The organism is Tateyamaria sp. (assembly GCF_059783535.1).
Genome location: NZ_JBYNDP010000043.1, coordinates 11,858 through 29,915, shown reverse-complemented (window position 1 = coordinate 29,915; position 18,058 = coordinate 11,858). Strand labels below are relative to the sequence as shown.

Annotated in this window: 23 protein-coding genes; 12 read left to right on the top strand and 11 right to left on the bottom strand. The window is 60.1% G+C overall.

Annotation, left to right across the window (positions count from 1 at the left end; genetic code table 11):
• Positions 1 to 153 precede the first annotated feature (153 nt).
• Positions 154 to 474: a TraR/DksA family transcriptional regulator gene (locus AC6RA8_RS10535; RefSeq protein WP_500352654.1), complete on the top strand. Its 321-nt coding sequence runs from the start codon at positions 154 to 156 to the stop codon at positions 472 to 474.
• Positions 475 to 538: 64 nt separating this feature from the next.
• Positions 539 to 814: a hypothetical protein gene (locus tag AC6RA8_RS10530; protein WP_500352653.1), complete on the top strand. Its 276-nt coding sequence runs from the start codon at positions 539 to 541 to the stop codon at positions 812 to 814.
• On the opposite strand, the gene AC6RA8_RS10525 is transcribed toward AC6RA8_RS10530, so the two are convergent.
• Entirely contained in the window at positions 811 to 1,050 is a 240-nt protein-coding gene (locus tag AC6RA8_RS10525; RefSeq protein WP_500352651.1) for a hypothetical protein, read from the bottom strand. The genes AC6RA8_RS10530 and AC6RA8_RS10525 overlap by 4 nt on opposite strands.
• 169 nt (positions 1,051 to 1,219) lie before the next feature.
• Here AC6RA8_RS10525 and AC6RA8_RS10520 point away from each other — a divergent pair, with 169 nt between their 5' ends.
• On the top strand, positions 1,220 to 1,507 hold the full coding sequence (locus AC6RA8_RS10520) for a hypothetical protein (protein WP_500352650.1): 288 nt from the start codon (positions 1,220 to 1,222) through the stop codon (positions 1,505 to 1,507).
• 69 nt (positions 1,508 to 1,576) lie between these two features.
• Here the strand turns inward: AC6RA8_RS10520 and AC6RA8_RS10515 are convergent, their stop codons facing one another.
• On the bottom strand, positions 1,577 to 1,783 hold the full coding sequence (locus AC6RA8_RS10515) for a cold-shock protein (RefSeq protein ID WP_039682550.1): 207 nt from the start codon (positions 1,781 to 1,783) through the stop codon (positions 1,577 to 1,579).
• A gap of 189 nt (positions 1,784 to 1,972) precedes the next feature.
• On the opposite strand from AC6RA8_RS10515, the gene AC6RA8_RS10510 reads away from it, so the two are divergent.
• Positions 1,973 to 2,290 carry an arsenate reductase family protein gene (locus AC6RA8_RS10510; RefSeq protein ID WP_500352648.1) on the top strand — a complete coding sequence of 106 codons (318 nt, stop codon included), beginning with the start codon at positions 1,973 to 1,975 and terminating at the stop codon, positions 2,288 to 2,290.
• Here AC6RA8_RS10510 and AC6RA8_RS10505 read toward each other — a convergent pair.
• The 5 genes from AC6RA8_RS10505 to thrS all read right to left on the bottom strand — a co-directional run bounded on the left by AC6RA8_RS10505 (position 2,287) and on the right by thrS (position 7,014).
• Positions 2,287 to 2,850, bottom strand: a complete 564-nt coding sequence (locus tag AC6RA8_RS10505; protein WP_500352646.1) for a DoxX family membrane protein — start codon at positions 2,848 to 2,850, stop codon at positions 2,287 to 2,289. The two genes, AC6RA8_RS10510 and AC6RA8_RS10505, sit on opposite strands and share 4 nt — an antisense overlap.
• A gap of 4 nt (positions 2,851 to 2,854) precedes the next feature.
• A complete protein-coding gene (locus tag AC6RA8_RS10500) occupies positions 2,855 to 3,613 on the bottom strand; it encodes an HvfC/BufC N-terminal domain-containing protein (protein ID WP_500352644.1) in 759 nt (252 codons plus the stop codon).
• Between the two features lie 4 nt (positions 3,614 to 3,617).
• Positions 3,618 to 4,478, bottom strand: a complete 861-nt coding sequence (gene bufB, locus AC6RA8_RS10495) for an MNIO family bufferin maturase (protein WP_500352642.1) — start codon at positions 4,476 to 4,478, stop codon at positions 3,618 to 3,620.
• A gap of 77 nt (positions 4,479 to 4,555) precedes the next feature.
• Positions 4,556 to 4,864: a BufA1 family periplasmic bufferin-type metallophore gene (locus AC6RA8_RS10490; RefSeq protein ID WP_189368978.1), complete on the bottom strand. Its 309-nt coding sequence runs from the start codon at positions 4,862 to 4,864 to the stop codon at positions 4,556 to 4,558.
• A 191-nt stretch (positions 4,865 to 5,055) separates the two neighbouring features.
• Positions 5,056 to 7,014 carry a threonine--tRNA ligase gene (gene thrS / locus AC6RA8_RS10485; RefSeq protein WP_500352640.1) on the bottom strand — a complete coding sequence of 653 codons (1,959 nt, stop codon included), beginning with the start codon at positions 7,012 to 7,014 and terminating at the stop codon, positions 5,056 to 5,058.
• Positions 7,015 to 7,284: 270 nt separating this feature from the next.
• On the opposite strand from thrS, the gene AC6RA8_RS10480 reads away from it, so the two are divergent.
• A complete protein-coding gene (locus AC6RA8_RS10480) occupies positions 7,285 to 7,497 on the top strand; it encodes a hypothetical protein (protein ID WP_500352638.1) in 213 nt (70 codons plus the stop codon).
• Here the strand turns inward: AC6RA8_RS10480 and AC6RA8_RS10475 are convergent.
• The 3 genes from AC6RA8_RS10475 to AC6RA8_RS10465 form a co-directional block, all read right to left on the bottom strand.
• A complete protein-coding gene (locus AC6RA8_RS10475; protein WP_500352636.1) occupies positions 7,482 to 7,946 on the bottom strand; it encodes a GNAT family N-acetyltransferase in 465 nt (154 codons plus the stop codon). The two genes, AC6RA8_RS10480 and AC6RA8_RS10475, sit on opposite strands and share 16 nt — an antisense overlap.
• Before the next feature lie 196 nt (positions 7,947 to 8,142).
• Complete coding sequence (locus AC6RA8_RS10470; protein ID WP_500352634.1) at positions 8,143 to 8,559, bottom strand: MAPEG family protein; 417 nt, start codon at positions 8,557 to 8,559, stop codon at positions 8,143 to 8,145.
• A 3-nt stretch (positions 8,560 to 8,562) separates the two neighbouring features.
• On the bottom strand, positions 8,563 to 9,336 hold the full coding sequence (locus AC6RA8_RS10465; RefSeq protein ID WP_500352632.1) for an ArsR/SmtB family transcription factor: 774 nt from the start codon (positions 9,334 to 9,336) through the stop codon (positions 8,563 to 8,565).
• A 121-nt stretch (positions 9,337 to 9,457) separates the two neighbouring features.
• On the opposite strand from AC6RA8_RS10465, the gene AC6RA8_RS10460 reads away from it, so the two are divergent.
• The 7 genes from AC6RA8_RS10460 to AC6RA8_RS10430 all read left to right on the top strand — a co-directional run bounded on the left by AC6RA8_RS10460 (position 9,458) and on the right by AC6RA8_RS10430 (position 15,299).
• On the top strand, positions 9,458 to 10,210 hold the full coding sequence (locus tag AC6RA8_RS10460; protein WP_500352630.1) for an alpha/beta fold hydrolase: 753 nt from the start codon (positions 9,458 to 9,460) through the stop codon (positions 10,208 to 10,210).
• Positions 10,207 to 11,187 (top strand): alpha/beta hydrolase, encoded by a 981-nt coding sequence (locus AC6RA8_RS10455; protein ID WP_500352628.1) that lies wholly within the window; start codon positions 10,207 to 10,209, stop codon positions 11,185 to 11,187. The genes AC6RA8_RS10460 and AC6RA8_RS10455 overlap by 4 nt, the downstream gene beginning before the upstream one ends.
• A 1-nt stretch (position 11,188) precedes the next feature.
• The gene (locus AC6RA8_RS10450) at positions 11,189 to 11,617 is read left to right on the top strand and encodes a VOC family protein (RefSeq protein WP_500352626.1); all 429 of its coding nucleotides are present in this window, start codon (positions 11,189 to 11,191) and stop codon (positions 11,615 to 11,617) included.
• 18 nt (positions 11,618 to 11,635) lie between these two features.
• A complete protein-coding gene (locus tag AC6RA8_RS10445) occupies positions 11,636 to 12,250 on the top strand; it encodes a hypothetical protein (RefSeq protein WP_500352656.1) in 615 nt (204 codons plus the stop codon).
• Positions 12,251 to 12,372: 122 nt separating this feature from the next.
• A complete protein-coding gene (locus AC6RA8_RS10440) occupies positions 12,373 to 13,443 on the top strand; it encodes a peptidoglycan-binding protein LysM (RefSeq protein WP_500352624.1) in 1,071 nt (356 codons plus the stop codon).
• Positions 13,443 to 14,492, top strand: coding sequence for a transporter substrate-binding domain-containing protein (locus tag AC6RA8_RS10435; protein ID WP_500352622.1), 1,050 nt, complete (start codon positions 13,443 to 13,445; stop codon positions 14,490 to 14,492). Before AC6RA8_RS10440 ends, AC6RA8_RS10435 begins: the two co-directional genes overlap by 1 nt.
• Before the next feature lie 96 nt (positions 14,493 to 14,588).
• A complete protein-coding gene (locus tag AC6RA8_RS10430; protein ID WP_500352621.1) occupies positions 14,589 to 15,299 on the top strand; it encodes an alpha/beta fold hydrolase in 711 nt (236 codons plus the stop codon).
• A 368-nt stretch (positions 15,300 to 15,667) separates the two neighbouring features.
• Here AC6RA8_RS10430 and AC6RA8_RS10425 read toward each other — a convergent pair.
• A partial coding sequence (locus AC6RA8_RS10425) for an ExeM/NucH family extracellular endonuclease (protein WP_500352620.1) occupies positions 15,668 to 18,058 on the bottom strand: 2,391 nt, incomplete at its 5' end.

The window sequence follows — 18,058 nt, the reverse complement described above, 5'->3', positions numbered from 1 at the left end:
GCGCCAACCCGCGGTCCGGCGCTGTCACGGCTCAGCGCTCAATTGAAATGCGCCCCGGGGCGCCGCTCGTTCGCACCTTCCACAAAATGCGCTGCATATCACACCACGGGGGATGGCCTTGCGCCATGGACCTTCCAAAGCCTACGCTCCCCCATGGACCTGCGTACCCAACTCCACGCCCGCCTCGAAACCCTCGATGCCGAGGATGCCGCAGGCGCCCACGCTCAGGCCACGGTGGAACTCGACCAGCAAGCCGTTGGCCGTCTCTCCCGTATGGATGCGCTCCAGAACCAGGCGATGGCGCAGGCCCAAGCCCGGATGCGCAATGCAGAACGCCAGCGCATCCACGCCGCGCTCAAACGGCTCGACGATGACGAATATGGTTATTGCACCGATTGCGGCGAGCCCGTTGAAGCAAAGCGCCTGATGGCGGACCCGAGCATTCCCCGCTGTCTCGATTGCACGCGCGGTTAAAGGCGGTTTATCCACAGCGCGTCATAAAACTGTCACATGGCCTGAAAGCTGCTATCTTTGGGATATGTGGAAACTCATCCCTTTTCTCCTGCTCGGCACACCCCTCGCCGCCAACCCGATTGCCGAGGTGATCTGCGCCCCCACCGATCAGATGCAGGCGAGGCTGAAACAGCAATTCGGCACCACGCGCACCGCATCCGGCATGCGCAGCCCCGAAGAGATGATGGAGGTGTGGACGGACAGCCGTGGCGACTGGACCATGGTGGTGCGCTATGCCAGCGGCACGTCCTGCATCGTGGCCATGGGCGAACATTGGTCCGAGGTGAAAAACCCGGCTTAGGGTGCGGCGCGATCCCGCAATTGGGCCACCAGCGCGCCGTTGTCATCCTCCCACGTTTTCCACGCCCGGTACCCTTCGATCTGTGCCTGTGGACCCGTCAAATCACCCGCGAAATGCGCCTTCACCGCGTGGTAATGCCCCATGCAGCGCGCCCACTCGCTGGGCGACGGGAACTGCGTTTCCGCCGACACTTCGCACGCGTAGTAGAGGGACAGCAGGCGCATCAATTCGGTCATCGGTATACCCGTGGGTTGTGGTGACTGTTTCCAGCCTAGCCACAAACCGGCAAATTCCGAGTAAATCATGCGTGCGGTGGTGTGATCCGCCAAAAAAACTGGACTTGTGATCAGCCAAACGGCATCGTTTGCATAGATTTCGTGGTGTGTTGAAGGAACGAGGGAAGATATGCCATTCACCAAAGTGATGACGGCCGCTGCGGCCTTTGCGCTTCTCGGGGCAGGGGCGGCCTTGGCGCAGGATCAGGCTGGGCCTAAGATTTACGCCTTTCACAGCAAGCACAATTACTGCCCGACCGGTCTGCAGCCCGTGACAATCGATGGCACCATCTGCTGTGGTCGTCCCAATCAGGACATCAGCTACCAACAGGCACTGGCCCACGCAGCGGCCAAGAAACGGCATCGCGTGCGCCAAAGCAGCTGCCCGGTCGGCGCCAAGGGCTGCTCGTTCAACTGATCACCGCGCTCACCAATGCAAGCGGCGCAGGATAAGGTCGTGCGCCGCTTTGTCGTTTGTCTCAGGGGGTCAGAGCAGTTTCAGTTCGCCAGCCATCTGGCGCCCATCCCTGCCTTCCAGCAGTTCGAAACTGACTTTTTGATTGTCGGCCAGCCCGGTAAGCCCGGACCGTTCAACGGCTGAAATATGTACAAAAACGTCTTTGCCGCCCTCATCCGGAGCAATAAATCCGTAGCCTTTCGTGGTGTTGAACCACTTCACGGTGCCAGTTGGCATGTTCCCGTGCCTCCTTTACCTTGCAGTCTCCCCCGACGCGGAACGTCGTGCCAGGGGCCGTCATGACGCCAGCAATATCCAGACGCTGCCGCCACTTAATGAGATTGCACTTATGGCGCGAAATTCAAGGTTGAGGGGTGTAATCCGCGCGGGTTGCCGCTTAATTCAACGCAAACGGCAGAGGTGGATATGGAAATATACGGATTGAAAACATGCGACACCTGTCGCAAGGCGATCAAAGCGTTGCCAGAGGCGCGTTTTGTGGACGTTCGGGCCGATGGTGTGCCCGCGGATGTGATGGCTGCGGCCCTTGCGACATTTGGCGACAAACTGGTGAATACAAGGTCCACCACATGGCGCGGCCTGTCAGAGGCTGAGCGTCAAGGCACTCCACAAGACCTGCTTGCAGCACACCCGACCTTGATGAAACGCCCGCTGGTTGCGGATGGCAGCAGCCTGCACCTTGGCTGGACCAAGGATGTGCAAGCCGCGCTTGGCGTGACCTAAGCGGCGTCGGGTGCAGGTTTCGGGGCAAGGGCGCGATCAAAGGACAGCGGCCCGGCCCCTTTGGCCACCAGCACCAGCAGCAGGAACACCCACAAAGACCGCTGGTCCATGATCAGGCTGTTGGACGGTGCGTCGAACCACGCGCCCAGCACCAACCCGTCACCCCATTTGTCATGTCCGTTCAGGTCGGTCAGCGACTGCACCACGATGAAGCCGATCATGCCCAGCGAAGCCAGGCGCGTGAACAGACCAATGATGATCAACAAGGGCAGGATGAACTCGGCCACGGTCCCGGCGGTGACAACCGCCCAGTGATACAGGCTCAGCTGGGTAACGTCATACCCGACATTCTCCATCACCTTGGGAAAGATCTGTGCATAGGCCCCCAACGACGGTTGGAATACGCCAAAGATCCCGTCACCCAGCTTTGTCATACCGGACACCCAGAAATACACTGCCAGTACGGCGGCAAACAGAAAACGGGCAAGGGTCGGCAGCAACCAGTCAGCGCGTTCAACTGGGCCAAAGATTGCAGTGTGCACACGGGAAAGGGCGGTCATGGGGTCATTCCTTTGGGGTGATCATGTCAGTAAGGGCGTTGTGCTGGATCAGAAGGGTCAGTAACGGGCCAAGGTCGAACTCGGGGTCCGTCTCAGTGGCCGCATCTACGGCCTCTTCCAATGTGGCGTCGGCACGAATGGCGCTAAGCCATGCAAATTGTGCGTCCGAGATGGCATGGCGTTCAGGGTCGAATTCCGTGCGGGTGATCAGGACAGACTGCGCAATCCCACGTGGTTTCCGCGCGCCGTCTTCCATGTTGTACCGCCAGATATCCATGATCGGCCAGCGGGACGACAAGATTTGCACCGCAGGCGCCAGCTGAAGGCGGGTGCGCATCAACACATCGGGGGTAACTGCCCCGAGCCAGGCCGCATCCAGCGGTGTGCTGTCTGCCGCGTGATAGGATTGGCGCACCGCCAACTCCAATCGTGCGACGTCTGAAAGGTAGCCGATATGGGCCAGCGGCTCGAACCCGTCGAGAAACGCAGGTAGCGCCTCTCCATAGTGCATCATCAGCGGGGATGTAGGCGGATGCGCTCGTGCAAAAAGCCGGGCCAATTGATCAAAATTCTGATCGCCCAACAGTTTCGCCAGAACTGGAAAACCAGCACGCATCGCGTCGATCAGGGCGACCGTCACATTGTTGCGGTAGACAGAAAATCGGCGGGTCGTTGGGTTTCCGTCTCCGTCGGTCAGGCCGTCTGGCACTGGGCGGTCGGGGTCAAGAAGGGCCGCGCGAAAGTCGGATTGCGAGGCTGCCATGGCGCTACCCGGCGTTGATCGTGGCCAGCGCGGCCGCAGCGTGATCAGCTTCGGCGCGCAGGGTGGGCCAGTCTGGAACATCGTTGTCCCATTCGACCAGAACGGGGGCAGGCCCCGTGCCTGCCAGTGCATGATCCAGCAGGGCCCAGACGGGCTCGGCCGCTTCGCGCCCGTGGCTGTCGATCAGCAGTGGCGCGCCATGGTCATCCTCATCCTCGTCATGGCCACCAATATGGATTTCACCCACGGCGGACAGGGGATAGGCATCCAGATAGGATTGCGGTGTGTAGCCAAGATTGGTGGCCGAGATGAACACGTTGTTCACGTCCAGCAGCAGTCCACAGCCCGTGCGGCGCACCAATTCGGCCAGGAAATCCGTCTCGGACCACGTGCTCTCGGCAAAAGCCAGGTAGCTTGATGGGTTCTCAAGCAACATGCGACGACCTAGTGCCTCTTGTACTTCGTCTATGTGATCCGCAACGCGGGTCAGGGTCGCGTCGGTGTAGGGCAGGGGCAGCAGGTCATCCAGAAACTCGGCGCCATGGGTGGACCAGGCCAGATGCTCGGAAAAGCTGGCGGGTTCCAGCCAGCCGACAAGGTGCTTCAAACGGGCAAGGTGATCCGGATCAAGGAGGCCTTCGCCACCGATCGACAGACCCACGCCATGCACAGAAATAGCAAAGTCATCACGCAGCGCGCGCAATTGCGCGTGTGGGCGGCCACCGTCGCCCATGTAGTTTTCTGCGTGGATTTCCAGCCATTTGACCGGACCGGGATCAGCCCGCAATTCGGTGAAATGCTGGGCTTTGTACCCAACGCCGGGGGCTGACGGCAGGCGAGGCGGTGTCAATGTCGCATCGAGCATGTCTTGCCCTCCGGGGCGTCTTTGGGAAACGGTGCGCCGGACCCGCATGGGGTCCGGCGCAGGCGTGTGACGTCGCCTTATGCAGAGGGCAGGTCGCGGTCGAGCTCTTCCAGCGAACCCTGACGCGGTGTGCCGTCGGCCAGTGCTGGCAGTTCGATCTCGGCACAGGTGCCGGCGTCAACGAGTGTCCAGGCGTTGCCTTGATAGTCTACAGTCGACGTGCCGGCGCAAGTGGTGCCAGCGCCTGCGGCGCAGTCGTTTTCACCAGCCAACGAAATGCCATAGCATTTCTCTTTGCCTGCAGCAGATGCAGTGGTTGTGGAGTGTGCGGTCATTGCAGCGGCAACTGCGCCTACAATCGCAACGGATTTCATGGTCTTCGACATCTTCAACGTCCCTTTCGGATATCGGTTACAGTACGGTCGTGGGCCTTACATAGGTCGGCTTGGCGATAAGTTACCACCCACGAGCGCGTGTGTCACAGAGCCGTTATCACTTGTTAGAAAAAGGGCCGAAATCCACGCGGATTTCGGCCCAATTGTTGCAATGCAGCGTGCAGATGTTGCAAAGCTTTGCGTCAGCGCAAGTCTGGCGGTGTGGCCTCAACGCCCAGCTCTGCCGAAACCTCTGTCAGGGGATGCACGCTTGTCCGCTTCTCACCCAAGCGTCTTACGGATACGGTCTTTTCCTCGACCTCACGCGCGCCGACGGCCAGAATAACCGGCACCTTGCCGACTGAGTGTTCGCGAACCTTGTAGTTGATCTTTTCATTGCGCGTGTCTGGTTCGGCCCGCACGCCCGCCGCGCGCAGGGTCTCGACAACCTCTGCCACGTAGTCATCAGCCTCTGACGTGATGGACGCGACCACAACCTGGCGCGGCGCCAGCCAGAAGGGCAGCTTGCCTGCGTGTTCCTCGATCAGAATGCCGATGAAGCGTTCGAATGATCCAAGGGTTGCGCGGTGCAACATCACGGGACGGTGCTTGGCCCCGTCCGCACCGATATAGGTTGCGTCCAGCCGCTCGGGCAGCACGAAATCCACCTGGAAGGTGCCGCACTGCCAATCGCGACCGATCGCGTCGGTCAAAACAAACTCCAGCTTCGGACCATAGAAGGCCCCTTCGCCTGGGTTCAACTCGGGTTCCACACCCGCCGCCCGGGTTGCGGTCAGCAGGGCTTCTTCGGCCTTGTCCCAAACTTCGTCCGATCCCGCGCGCATCTCGGGCCGGTCCGAGAACTTGACCGAGAATTTGTCGAACCCGAGGTCCTTGTAGATGTCGGTCAGGAAGGTGATGAAGCGCGCGCATTCGCTGCCAATCTGGCTTTCTTCTGCAAAGATGTGCCCGTCGTCCTGTGCAAAGCCGCGTACCCGCATGATGCCGTGCAGCGCACCAGAAGGCTCGTAGCGCGCACAGGACCCGAACTCGGCCATGCGCAGCGGCAGGTCGCGGTAGGACTTCAGCCCGTGCTTGAAGATTTCCACGTGGCAGGGGCAGTTCATCGGCTTCAGCGCGTTGATCGCCTTCTCGCGGGCATTGTCCTCGTCCACTTCGACGATGAACATGTTCTCCTGGTACTTCTCCCAGTGCCCCGACTTCTCCCACAGGTTCCGGTTCACGACCTGTGGGGTGTTCACCTCGACATAGCCACCGACCTTCTGCTTGCGTCGGACATAGTCCTGCAGCTCGGTATAGATGGTCCACCCATTTGGGTGCCAAAAGATCTGGCCGGGGGCCTCTTCCTGCATGTGGAACAGGTCCATCTCGCGGCCCAGCTTGCGGTGGTCGCGCTTTGCGGCCTCTTCCAGCATGTTCAGATGCGCGCGCAGCTTTTCCTTGCCGGTAAAGGCCACGCCATAGATGCGCTGCAACATCGCCCGATTGCTGTCGCCGCGCCAATAGGCGCCTGCGATGGACATCAGCTTGAACGCATCACCCGGCACTTGGCCGGTGTGCTGCAGGTGCGGACCACGGCACAGGTCCTGCCAGTCGCCATGCCAGTACATGCGCAGCGGCTCGTCACCCGGAATGCTCTCGATCAGCTCGACCTTGTAGGGCTCGCCCCGATCCTCATAATACTTGATCGCCACATCGCGGTCCCACACCTCGGTGGTGACGGGATCACGCTTGTTGATGATCTCCTTCATCTTCTTCTCAATGAGGCCAAGGTCATCAGGGGTAAACGGCTCTTCCCGATCGAAGTCATAGTACCAGCCATGTTCGATCACCGGGCCGATGGTGACCTTGGTGTCGGGCCAGATCTCCTGCACGGCGCGGGCCATGATGTGGGCCAGATCGTGGCGGACCAATTCATTGGCCTGTTCCTCATCCTGCATGGTGTGGATGGCGATCTGTGCATCGGCATCGATGGGCCACTGCAAATCCCAGTGCTGACCATCTACGGTCGCACTGATGGCTTTCTTGGACAGGCTCTTGGAAATGCTCTCTGCAACGGCAGCAGGGGTGATGCCCGCGTCAAAGGCGCGCGCGTTGCCGTCGGGAAAAGTAAGGGAAATCTGGTGCTGATCTTTGGCCATATCGGCATCCTCGTCAGTTTGGCGCCCACGGAACGCCCGGTTGCTAGGGTATGTGTACGTGCGATGTGACAGGGCGGACCCATATCGTCAAGGCGCATGGCACATGCGTTGCCAGATTTTGAGGCGCCCATTGTCCGGCATACAAAGGCATGCCGAAAAAGCGACAAAAAACTGTCGATTTGCGACGGTTTGCACTGGACGCGCCCGCCCGAATCCATAATTAAAGAGGTGTTCACTATCGGAAACTTCTGATCGCGAGAGGAACGCGCAGTGCCCAAGTACAACAAGACGTTTGAACTGTCCGTTGAAGACCTGGACCTGATCGAGGATGCGCTGCGCGCGTCAAAAAACGCTGCCATCAATGACGACCTTGCTGAAAAGGCCGCCAATGACAATGTTCGCCAGATTCATGAATTGCTGGGGCGGCTGCACAATCAAAAGACGTTCTACCGCCCCGCCAAAGGGCCCTATGTCGGCGGCTGATCCAGCCGTAGACTGAACCGTGGACCAGTGCCGCTGCGGCGCAGGAAACCCTCTCGTTCGTAGAAACGACCGGCTTTGCGATTGTCTGGGTGCGTGCCCACGGTCATGAAGCTGCAGTCTTGCGCGCGCGCCTCTGCCTGACTGGCCCGCAAAAGGGCTGCACCCACGCCGTTTCCACGTGCATCCCGACAGACAAACAGGTGGTGCATATCCATTCCCCGCACGCCGAATTGCAGCTGGGCCATGGGTAAAAGAGCGGCATAGCCCAACAGCTGCGATCCGCCATCGGCCACCAGAACAGTGGCCCAGGGATGGGGGCCCAACGCAGCACGTGCCAATCGTTCAGCATCAATATCCGGCACGTCATCGTGACAAGCGGCCAATCCATTGATCATCGTCACGACCTGCGGCACGTCGGCCTCGGTCATCTTTCGTATCGTGATGGGCATCTCTGCCTCCTTTTTCAAACGCGCCGCGTTCGGGAAGGCAGGGGAAAAGCCGCTCGAACGCGGCTTTGGGTGGTCTATGCAGGCACACCAAAAGCACGCAAGGAATGCGTGCCATAGTAATAGTGATGTGCAATGCGGTTACTCATGCGCACACAGAAACCGGCAAATCCGCGCCCGTCAAGGGCGCGGATCGGCATCAAGCGGCAAAAAATGCCCACGCCATCAAAAGACAACACAGCCAACCGCCGGTAAAAATCAGCGGTCGACCCGGAAAACGTGCCGTTGCGGTGATGTAGCCGACCGCATGGGCGATGCGCAGCAGCAGAAAAGCCACGCTCACCCAAAGCGTGAAGGGCGTGAACCCATCCACGCGATCCAGCAGAAGCACCAGAATGGCAAAGGGTACGGATTGCTCCAGCAGGTTGAGATGTGCACGGTATGCCCGTCGAACCCAGGGTCGCTGCAGGTTCGGATCAGGTGGGATGATGAAGCCATCGGGCGCATCTGCCGGGATGGACCCCTCAGGCGCGGTGTTGACCCCGACGATGTACGGAATCCAGAGGGAGGCTGCAATAACGGCGAGTATCCCAAGAATTGTGAGCTCGATTGCCATTGCCTATGCCTCCGCCGTGTCCATTGGGCCAATGTGAGCGTCTTCACCCGTCTCAATCCAGGTTTTCAGACCCGCGGCCCAACGCACCCACCCATCGGCGACACCCTCGCCTGGCACGGCAGGTTCGCCCAGTTCATAATGCTCGACGGTCAGGCGAATGAACTCGCCTTCGTTTTTCAGCAGATAGATGACGCGGCTGGCTGGAATGTCGGTTGTCGGGTCCCAATGCGGCTCGAATGTCCATTCCTGACGGCTTTTGGGGTCAGACGACAGCAGCCGGTTGGTCAACATGGGTGAACCGTCGGGAAAGTGCATGGTGATGGCATCACCGTTGCGCGTCGCCTTGCTGCAGATGAAGTGGTAATGCGGGATGGCATCTTCATCCAGCAGCACATCCCACAAACGGTCCTGCGTGGTTTTGATGTATGTTTCCATCACGAAATCCGGTTTCGACATGACGGGGTCTCCTTCGTCTTCAAGCTGATATTTGAGGTCGAGTACCGCTCGGGCCGCGGGTTTGACCCGGTAGGGGTCGATCCAGCGGTCAATCGCTTCCTGCAGGGGCAGGGCGTTGAGGTAGTGGTGCTTGAAGCGCCCCACCTTCTTGGTGGTGATCAGTCCGGCGTCTTCCAGAACACCCAGATGCTTCATGACCCCGAAGCGGGTCATGTCCAGCAGCCCCTGCAAATCCTGCAGGGTTTGACCATCCCGGTCCCGCAAGCTGTCCAGCAGCGTGCGGCGCGCGGGGTCTGACAAGGCTTTGAACAGATCATCCATACAGGGCTTATATGTGATTTATTAGTCACGTGACAAGATGGTCACGTATAAAATCCCCCAGCGTCAGGATGGACAGATGCGGCCCGCTTGCAGATGATCCGCCAAACGAAGCGGAGGGGACATGAGCGGACCAGACTATCTCGACACGCCACAAGGGCGGCGGCTCGCCTATCATCGGAGCGAAGGAACAGGGCCGTGGGTCGTGTTCCTCGGCGGGTTGAAGTCCGACATGGAAGGGACCAAGGCCATCCACCTCGAAGCCTGGTGCCGGGCTCAAGGCCGCGCGTTTCTGCGCTTCGACTATTCCGGCCACGGTGAAAGTTCCGGCACCTTCGAGGAAGGCTGCATCGGCGACTGGGCAGAGGATACGGCCCACGCGCTGAACACCCTGACCGACGGCAAGTTGATCGTGGTGGGCAGCTCCATGGGTGGCTGGCAATCGCTGCTCTGCGCACGCGCGCACCCGGAGCGGGTGGCGGGGCTGGTGACTATTGCGGCTGCCCCCGACTTCACCGAGGACGGTTATTGGGCCTCGTTCACTGACGCGCAGAAGGCAACTCTGGAAGCCGAAGGCCAGATCGCCATGCCGTCGGATTACATGGAACCTTACATCATCACCAAGCGCCTGATCGAAGACGGGCGAAACCAGCTGGTCCTGCGCCGCCCGCTGCCGCTGCCGTTCCCGGTGCGCTGCCTCCAGGGCACCGCCGACACCGCAGTCACCACCGAAACGGCCATCCGTCTTCTGAACCACGCCGACTGTCCCGACATGCGGCTGAACCTGGTCAAAGACGCCGACCACCGCTTCTCCGATGGCCCCTGCCTCGGCCTGATCGAAGACGCCATCACCGACATTCTGGACGCAACCGCATGAAAACCTTTGGCAAGGCGCTCGGGCGCATCCTCCTGATCCTCGTTTTGCTGATCGGAGGTCTGTGGCTCTTCGGCCCCTACGAAAAGGCGCCACTGACCCCCACGATCACCGAGATAGGCGCGGACCTTGACGCACATTTTGCAAGCGTTGAAAGCCGGTTCGACGACATCACCCCCGGCACGGAAAAGCGGATCGTCTGGGCCGGTGACGCAGGCGCTCAGACCGACTGGTCCATTCTCTACGTCCACGGCTTCTCCGCCACCTCCGAAGAAATCCGCCCTGTCCCGGACCGTATCGCCGAGACGCTGGGCGCAAACCTGATCTACACAAGGCTCCAAGGCCACGGGCGCAGCAGCGACGCGCTTGCCGAAGGCACGGTCCAAGGCTGGGTCAAAGACCTCGCCGAAGGGCTGGCCTCTGCCCGACAAGCCGGGACCAAAGTGCTGATCCTCTCCACTTCTACCGGCGGGACCCTCGTCACGGCCACGGCGCAAAACGCGGACCTGATGGAAAACGTCGCGGGCCTCATCCTCGTCTCGCCCAATTTCGGGCTCAGCAACCCGCTCGCCAAACTGCTCAGCTGGCCCGCCGCACGTCACTGGCTGCCCCCGCTGGCAGGTGAGCGGCGTAGCTTCACACCGCGCAACGAAGAACATGGGATCTACTGGACAACGGAATATCCCAGCGTTGCCGTCATGCCGATGGCAGCCCTGATCGACGCGGTCGCCGACATGGACCATAGCACCCAAACGATCCCGGCGCTGTTCTGGTACGCGCAAGCCGACAAAATCGTCCGCCCGGACCTGACAGCCCAAGTCGTGCAGGCATGGGGCGCACCCACCCACACAGTCAACCCGATCATGGGCGCGCAGGACGACCCGGAATCCCACGTCATCTCGGGCAACATCATGTCACCCGGCCAGACAGACCGGACAGTTCAGGGTATGCTCGACTGGATTGCCACGCTGGAGAACTGACATGGACCAACGCGTCTCGCTCATCACGCTCGGTGCCCGCGACATGGACAAGCTGGCGGCATTCTACGAGGCGCTGGGCTGGCAACGGGTCGACAGCCCCGATGGGGTCATCGCCTTTGACCTGATCGGGCAGACGCTTGGGCTATACCCGCTTCAGGCCCTCGCGGACGACATCGGGCTGCCCATCGAACAACTGGGGCGTGGGGCCATAACCCTCGCACACAATGTCCCGGACAAGGCCGATGTCGCTCCGCTCCTCGCGCGGGCCGAGGCGGCAGGGGCCAAGATCCTCAAACCGGCCCAAGACGTGTTCTGGGGCGGCTACCACGGCTATTTTGCTGATCCCGAAGGGCACATCTGGGAAATCGCCCACAATCCGTTCTCCCCGCTTGGACCAAAAGGCGAATTCCAATGGAACGGGGCCGCTTGAATGCGCCGCCCCGGCAGCATGTGGAGCCTTGAAAACCTTGGCCGGGTGCGGCTGTCCAAGCACTTCTACATGCGCGACTTCCTCTACTCGGAAATCGGCAACTACCACGAAATCCAGAACCTGCCCCATGACCCAGACCTGGCCATCGCCAATGGCAAACAGCTCTGCACCCAATTGCTGGACCCGCTCGAAGACACCTTTGGCAGGCTTGCCATCCGCTCCGGCTATCGCTCGCCTGAGCTCAACCAGTACGGCAACGAAAACAACCTGAACTGCGCCCGCAACGACAATCCCATTGAATGCCACATCTGGGATTGGGGGCAGGGGGACGCGGCCATCGCGGGCACATCACTCGCGATCCCGTGGTTCACCGACCAATACGAACAAGGGCGCGATTGGCGTGATCTGGCATGGTGGATTCACGACCATTTGCCCTATTCCGGCATGTGGTTCTTTCCAAAACTCTGCGCCTTCAACCTCGATTGGCGCCCAACACCACACCGCATGATTGGCAGCTACATCGCGCCCAAAGGGCTGCTCCTGCGGCGCGGGAACGACCCGGCAGAGCCGCTGGAGCAAAGACAGCACCGCTATGCCGACTTCCCACCGTTCCGCGGAATCGCCTACCCTTGATGCGGTGGGCGCCATGCCCTGACTGTCAACCTGTATACTTTGGCCCAATATCTGGTTTGTGAGTTGACGCAGACCAGCAAAATAAGGGATTTTGCGCCCCAATACACCTGGGGGAACAGGCAATGAAACGATTCTTGGGGGCGGCGGCGCTGGCATTCGCAGCGTCAGCCACAACTGTTGCAGCACAGGCATGCGGCGGCGTCTACACAGTGGAACGGGGCGACAGCCTGTCCGTGATCGCGGATCAGCAATACAAGAACGCGACCAAGTGGACCGAGGTGCATCGCAACAACCTGTCCGTCATTGGTGAGAACCCTGATGCCCTGCTGGTGGGAATGGAGTTGCGGCTTGGCTGTATCGACGGTCTGCCGGTCGGTCTGCCGGGGGCGAGGACAACCACCGCCCCGATCGTGCAGGCGGCAGCGACTGCACCCACGCGACGCAGACTCGAACAGTCGATCAACATCGTCACGGCCGGTGACTTTGCCCCTTTCACCGACCAAGCCCTTGAAAACGAAGGGCTCATTACGGATGTCGTCCACACGGCGATGCGCAACTCGCAATCGAATGACAACTACCGTGTTCACTGGGTAAACGACTGGTCCTCCCATCTGGACCCGCTGATGACCAACGCCATGATGGACATGGCGTTTCCCTGGTACAAACCGGATTGCGCAGGTTCCCCGGACAATTACCGCTGTACGAATTTCCACTTCTCGGACCCGATGTTCGAGATGCTGATCCTGCTCTTTGTGGACAAAACGCGGCCCATCCCCTTTGCTGAAGACAGCGATATCGAGGGGCGCACGCTGTGTCGTCCCGCAGGATACTTCACCCACGATCTGGACCGCGCTGACCGGCGCTGGATCACAGATGGCAAAATCACCCTGAAGCAGCCTCAAACGGTGAAAGGCTGCTTTGACATGCTGGTTGCGGGTGAGGTGGACGCCGTCGCAATGAACGAATTCACGGGCCGCGCCGCGATCAAGGACCTGGGCCTCAAGGATCAGGTCGAAGTTGTGCAGGGCCGCCCGGTGTCTATCGAAGGGTTGCACGTCCTCGTGCACAAGGATCACCCCAATGCTGACGCGCTCTTGTCCACGATCAACGGTGGGCTGGATGCGATCAAGCTCTCCGGTGAGTACCAACAAGTCATCGACCGGCACATGTCAAAGATCTGGGCTGATTTCTGATGTTGCGTCATCTCGCTCTCTCGATGGCTGCGTGCTGCGGGTTTGGTTCGGCGGCCATGGCGTGCCAGCCGTCACTGGTCGTAGCGCCGGGCGATACGCTATTTTCAATTGCCGAAGAGCAGCTAGGCGACCTGTCACGTTGGTCGCTGATCTTCTACAACAACCCGGACGTTCAGGGCGGCAGCCTGCTGGATCTGCCCGTAGGCACGGTGCTGACGATCCCGTGCCCCGAAGGTGCCGCACAACCCCAGGCTCCAGCGCCTACCGTTCAGGCGGACCCGAAACCCCTGCAGCAAAAAGACGAGGCCGAGATCAAGCTGGTCACCGCCTCGAACTATGCCCCTTTCACCGATCTGGATTGGCCGGGGCAGGGGATGTTGACCGAGCTGGTCAATGCCGCTTTCGAAGCAACGCCGAACCCGCTCACCTATTCCATTGAGTGGGAAAATGACTGGTCCAAACACCTCTTTCCCATGCTCGACAGCAAGGAGTTTGACATGGGGTTCCCGTGGTTCAAGCCGGACTGCGCAGGGAATCCGTCAAATGAACGCTGCGCGAATTTCCATTTCTCCGAACCGCTTGTCGATCTGGTCATCCTGCTGTTTGCCCGTGCCGACGACAGGTTCACCTTCGCGCAAGACGCGGACTTGCACGGAAAAATCCTGTGTCGGCCTGCCGGGTACTTCACCCATGATCTGGATCGTGCCGATCGCCGCTGGCTGAGCGATGGGTTGGTCACGTTGGCGCAGCCGGCCACGCCGGACGATTGCTTCGACATGCTTGTGGCAGGGGAAGTGGATGCTGTGGCCTTGAATGAGTTTCTGGGCGTGCAGAAGATGTTCGAGATGGGACTGACGGACAAGGTCTCCCCTTTGTCCCGGCCCGTATCCATCGAGGGGTTGCACGTGTTGATTTCCAAGAAGCACTGGCGCGGGACCGCGCATCTGTATCGTTTCAATGCGGGGCTGGCGAAACTCAAGCAAAGCCACCGCTACAACGAGATTGTCAGCCGGCATCTCGCGCTCTTTTGGGACCAGATCAAGAGTTGACGAACCGGCAGGGCTTGCCGCCGCCCGCGTGGCAGGCCATGGTAAACAAAACGTTAATCAGCAGGCAGCAGATGGCGCGAATGGCAGGGCAGGGGCATGGCTGAGCCCCTTGTTTTTCTTCCCGGAATGATGTGCGACGCGCGGCTCTTTGGCCCGCAAATCGCAGAATTGTCCTCTGAGTTTTCGGTGATGGTCTCGCCTGTTACCCGCGGGGAACGGATCGAGGAGATCGCAAGCGGCCTGCTGGATGAACTTCCCCAACGTTTCGCGCTTGCAGGTCTATCCATGGGCGGGATCGTCGCAATGGAAATCCTGCGCCGTGCGCCCGACCGCGTCACCCGGCTGGCGTTGATGGACACCAACCCGTTGGCTGAAACGCCCCAAGTCGCTGCAGCGCGGGAGCCGCAGATCGTGAAGGTCCGGACGGGGCGGATGCACGATGTGATGCGGGATGAGATGAAACCCAACTACCTTGCGCCCGGTCCCTATGTGAACGAGATCCTGGACTTGGTGATGGACATGGCCGACGCTTTGGGCCCCGAGGTTTTCGTGCGCCAATCCCGCGCCTTGCAGCGCCGCCGAGACCAGCAGGGGACGCTGCGAAAGTGCAAGGTGCCGACTCTCGTTCTGTGTGGCGCGCATGACGAATTGTGCCCGGTCAAACGGCATACGTTCATGGCAGAGCTGATCCCCGGAGCCGAGCTGAAAGTCTTGGATGACGCGGGGCATTTGCCGACGTTGGAAGCGCCTGCGGAGACGACACAAGCGTTGCGGGACTGGTTGAAACAGCCGCTGATCTTGCGTTGAGAGCGGGTTTGTCCCCGCGGGGACAAGCTGTTCGGTCCAGAGACGAATTCTCAATGATTTCGCGATTGTCGTGGGGAAAGAGAGGGTTGGCCCGGCGCACGGTGCAATATGTGCTTGTTAACCGGTCGCGAGGCAGATTGACCCTCGAACGGGGGCGGCAGAGTGGCGGGGTGAGACGGTTGTCTCGATGTAAAATATCGAAGGTTGCCCTTGAGCAGTATTTCTAGACCGCGTGACCTCATGCCCCACGGGCGGAAGCGATGCGTCGTCCACTCAAATTGGTCGAAGGGCATCGCATTGCACGCTCAGTTCGGTGCACAGCAGGTGCGTGCGCCAAGTCAACAAGGCGCACGCGTCAGGTTGTTGGCTCACCCGATCAGAATGTCATCCCGGTTGGTGTCGATCCCAATGATCAGCGGATCGTGATCGGACGACGCAAACAGGCTGTCTTCGAAGAAGTTCGGGTTGTTGAAGGCTGAGTTGTAGTTCAACAGGTCCGGTTCGTCGGCGTTGATGTGCCACTCGGCGGCACCGGTGACCCATCCGGCCATGTCGTCCGAGGCGATGGCATGATCAAGCGCACCCCGCTGACCGTCAAAGACAAAACTGTATGCCTCGTCTTGGCCGATGAACTGATCAATCAGGTCCACCAGCCCAGGATCGTCCGCAAGCGATTGCACCGGATCTTCCTGCGCATAGGCGTTGAGATCGCCCATGATGATGAAGTTGGACACACCGCCGCCCATGTAGTCATTTTCGATCCAGGTCTGGACCTCGGCTGCGGCGTCGGCGCGAACCTGGTTCCAGAACGCCTGACCGTCGCCTTGATCGTAGTTGGGATCGTTGATCAGCGCATCGATATCGGCCTGTGTGATGTCCGTGCCACCGCCGTCCAGATAGTCCTGTGCGGCTTCGACCAGATCGTCCAACCCGCTTGGGCCTTTCGATTTGAAGTGGTTTGAAACGATGGTGAACGTCTCGCCGGTCTCGTTGTCTTCGAACGTGGCCGCGACCGCAGGACGGTTCCGCTGGAAATCACCAACCTGAGCATCGGAGGGCACCACGGCGTTCAGGACCTCTGCCAAGGCAAAGGTTGTGGCGGCTGAGCTTTCGTCGAACACGAGGAATTCAGAATGCACGACCGAAACGGCGTTGGCGTCATAGATGATGCCGGTCGTAATCGCGTCGGTCCCGATGAAACCCGCATCGGTCGTTGGGTCGACAAATGCGTAATTCGCACCTGACCCCGTATCTGCCGCTTCCACGTTCAACGCATCGACCAGAGTGGCGATGGCCGAGTCCGCGCCGAAACCGCCGTTCTCAATTTCTTGCAGGGCGAAAATCTCTGCTCCGGTCCCGGTGATGGCGTCCACCAGTTTGTCGGTTTGCCGTTCAAGGTCGGCCTCGGTTGAGGCCCCGCGCGGGTCCAGACCATTCGGGCCAGAGCCACCTTCGCCACGCAAGGTAGAGAAGTAGTTCAACACGTTGACCGACGCGACCTGGATGTCGCCGCCGACATCCGGTGCCGTGTCTTCACGCGCGCCGGAATTGGTGCTTTCGTCGATGTCCAGCGTCCCTTCGACCAGCATGCGGAATTCGCCGAAGCCAAAGCTCATGACGCCGGTGGTCGGTCTGTCAATCTCTGCCCCGAGGCGCAGAGTCGGTCCATCCTCGGTGAAGGTGTCACCTGCATCGAGGAAACCATTGCCATTGTCGCCGTCCGTCGTGTTGGCAATATACTGGAACTCGTCCGGGTTCTGCGCCGACACCCCGTCGTCGATAAGCAGCCGGTTGTTCGCGTTCTCTTCGATCAACGCCGCAACATCTGCCGCTTCGGTTTGCGCATCGAAAATCTGGGTTGGTTGGGTCTGTATGCCCGCCGAGACGGTGATTTCGCCAAAGCGGTCGAGGTTGAAGTTCTCGATCACCGTGATGTTTTCACCCTCGATGCCGCTATCCAGCGTAAAGCGCATGCCTTCGATGGCCTCAAAGTTCTGCGCGGCACCGCTGAGCAGGACGGTGGCTGCGGTTGGAAGCGGATTGCCCGATGACACGACTTGTATCCGATCCTGGGACAGTTGTGTCTGACCAAAGAATTCGTCGACCACGCCGCGTGTGACGACCAGATCGCCAACAGCCGGTTGGTTCGCTCCGCCGGTGAAAACGAAGATCCCCTCAGATGTCAGGGCGTTGCCGTCGTCATCGGCATCTTCTTCCTGCAGGAAGTACCCGTTCTCGGTCACGTAGGTCACGATCGCTTCGACCGTTACGACCTGATCCACCAATTCGCTTTCCGCGCCTTCACCCTGAATGTCGGAAATCAGGATCCGGTCGTCATCATCCAGCACTTCGACCGACGCCGTTGGGGTCACGATGTCCCCGCCCACAGGGTTGGTCAGGGTCACGGTGAAGGTTTCGTCGTCTTCGATCACCGTGTCGCCCGTCACTTCAAATGTAACCGTGGCGCAGGTCTGACCTTCCGCAAACTCCACCGTGCCGGTGGGGAGGGTGCCGCCAAAATCGTCGGCATCGACATCACCGCCGATGGTGAACTCAACGCTTCCCGCCTCGGACACGTCGCCGTCGCGCGTGATTTCAAAGCTGACTTCGGTCACGCCATCGTCGCCTTCAAACACATCACCGCTTAGCGCGGAAATGGAATAGGTGGGGGATTCGGGCTCTCCTGTTCCGCCGGTGCCTTCGATGACGAGGTTTTGGAAGGCAAACGCCTCGGACCCGCCATCGGTTTCGGCGGTGAA

Excerpts from the sequence above, each read along its gene's own strand:
- AC6RA8_RS10535 (WP_500352654.1), top strand. The coding sequence starts at position 154 with ATGGACCTGCGTACCCAACTCCACGCCCGCCTCGAAACCCTCGATGCC.
- AC6RA8_RS10530 (WP_500352653.1), top strand. The coding sequence starts at position 539 with ATGTGGAAACTCATCCCTTTTCTCCTGCTCGGCACACCCCTCGCCGCC.
- AC6RA8_RS10525 (WP_500352651.1), bottom strand. The coding sequence starts at position 1,050 with ATGACCGAATTGATGCGCCTGCTGTCCCTCTACTACGCGTGCGAAGTG.
- AC6RA8_RS10520 (WP_500352650.1), top strand. The coding sequence starts at position 1,220 with ATGCCATTCACCAAAGTGATGACGGCCGCTGCGGCCTTTGCGCTTCTC.
- AC6RA8_RS10515 (WP_039682550.1), bottom strand. The coding sequence starts at position 1,783 with ATGCCAACTGGCACCGTGAAGTGGTTCAACACCACGAAAGGCTACGGA.
- AC6RA8_RS10510 (WP_500352648.1), top strand. The coding sequence starts at position 1,973 with ATGGAAATATACGGATTGAAAACATGCGACACCTGTCGCAAGGCGATC.
- AC6RA8_RS10505 (WP_500352646.1), bottom strand. The coding sequence starts at position 2,850 with ATGACCGCCCTTTCCCGTGTGCACACTGCAATCTTTGGCCCAGTTGAA.
- AC6RA8_RS10500 (WP_500352644.1), bottom strand. The coding sequence starts at position 3,613 with ATGGCAGCCTCGCAATCCGACTTTCGCGCGGCCCTTCTTGACCCCGAC.
- bufB (WP_500352642.1), bottom strand. The coding sequence starts at position 4,478 with ATGCTCGATGCGACATTGACACCGCCTCGCCTGCCGTCAGCCCCCGGC.
- AC6RA8_RS10490 (WP_189368978.1), bottom strand. The coding sequence starts at position 4,864 with ATGTCGAAGACCATGAAATCCGTTGCGATTGTAGGCGCAGTTGCCGCT.
- thrS (WP_500352640.1), bottom strand. The coding sequence starts at position 7,014 with ATGGCCAAAGATCAGCACCAGATTTCCCTTACTTTTCCCGACGGCAAC.
- AC6RA8_RS10475 (WP_500352636.1), bottom strand. The coding sequence starts at position 7,946 with ATGCCCATCACGATACGAAAGATGACCGAGGCCGACGTGCCGCAGGTC.
- AC6RA8_RS10470 (WP_500352634.1), bottom strand. The coding sequence starts at position 8,559 with ATGGCAATCGAGCTCACAATTCTTGGGATACTCGCCGTTATTGCAGCC.
- AC6RA8_RS10465 (WP_500352632.1), bottom strand. The coding sequence starts at position 9,336 with ATGGATGATCTGTTCAAAGCCTTGTCAGACCCCGCGCGCCGCACGCTG.
- AC6RA8_RS10460 (WP_500352630.1), top strand. The coding sequence starts at position 9,458 with ATGAGCGGACCAGACTATCTCGACACGCCACAAGGGCGGCGGCTCGCC.
- AC6RA8_RS10455 (WP_500352628.1), top strand. The coding sequence starts at position 10,207 with ATGAAAACCTTTGGCAAGGCGCTCGGGCGCATCCTCCTGATCCTCGTT.
- AC6RA8_RS10450 (WP_500352626.1), top strand. The coding sequence starts at position 11,189 with ATGGACCAACGCGTCTCGCTCATCACGCTCGGTGCCCGCGACATGGAC.
- AC6RA8_RS10445 (WP_500352656.1), top strand. The coding sequence starts at position 11,636 with ATGTGGAGCCTTGAAAACCTTGGCCGGGTGCGGCTGTCCAAGCACTTC.
- AC6RA8_RS10440 (WP_500352624.1), top strand. The coding sequence starts at position 12,373 with ATGAAACGATTCTTGGGGGCGGCGGCGCTGGCATTCGCAGCGTCAGCC.
- AC6RA8_RS10435 (WP_500352622.1), top strand. The coding sequence starts at position 13,443 with ATGTTGCGTCATCTCGCTCTCTCGATGGCTGCGTGCTGCGGGTTTGGT.
- AC6RA8_RS10430 (WP_500352621.1), top strand. The coding sequence starts at position 14,589 with ATGGCTGAGCCCCTTGTTTTTCTTCCCGGAATGATGTGCGACGCGCGG.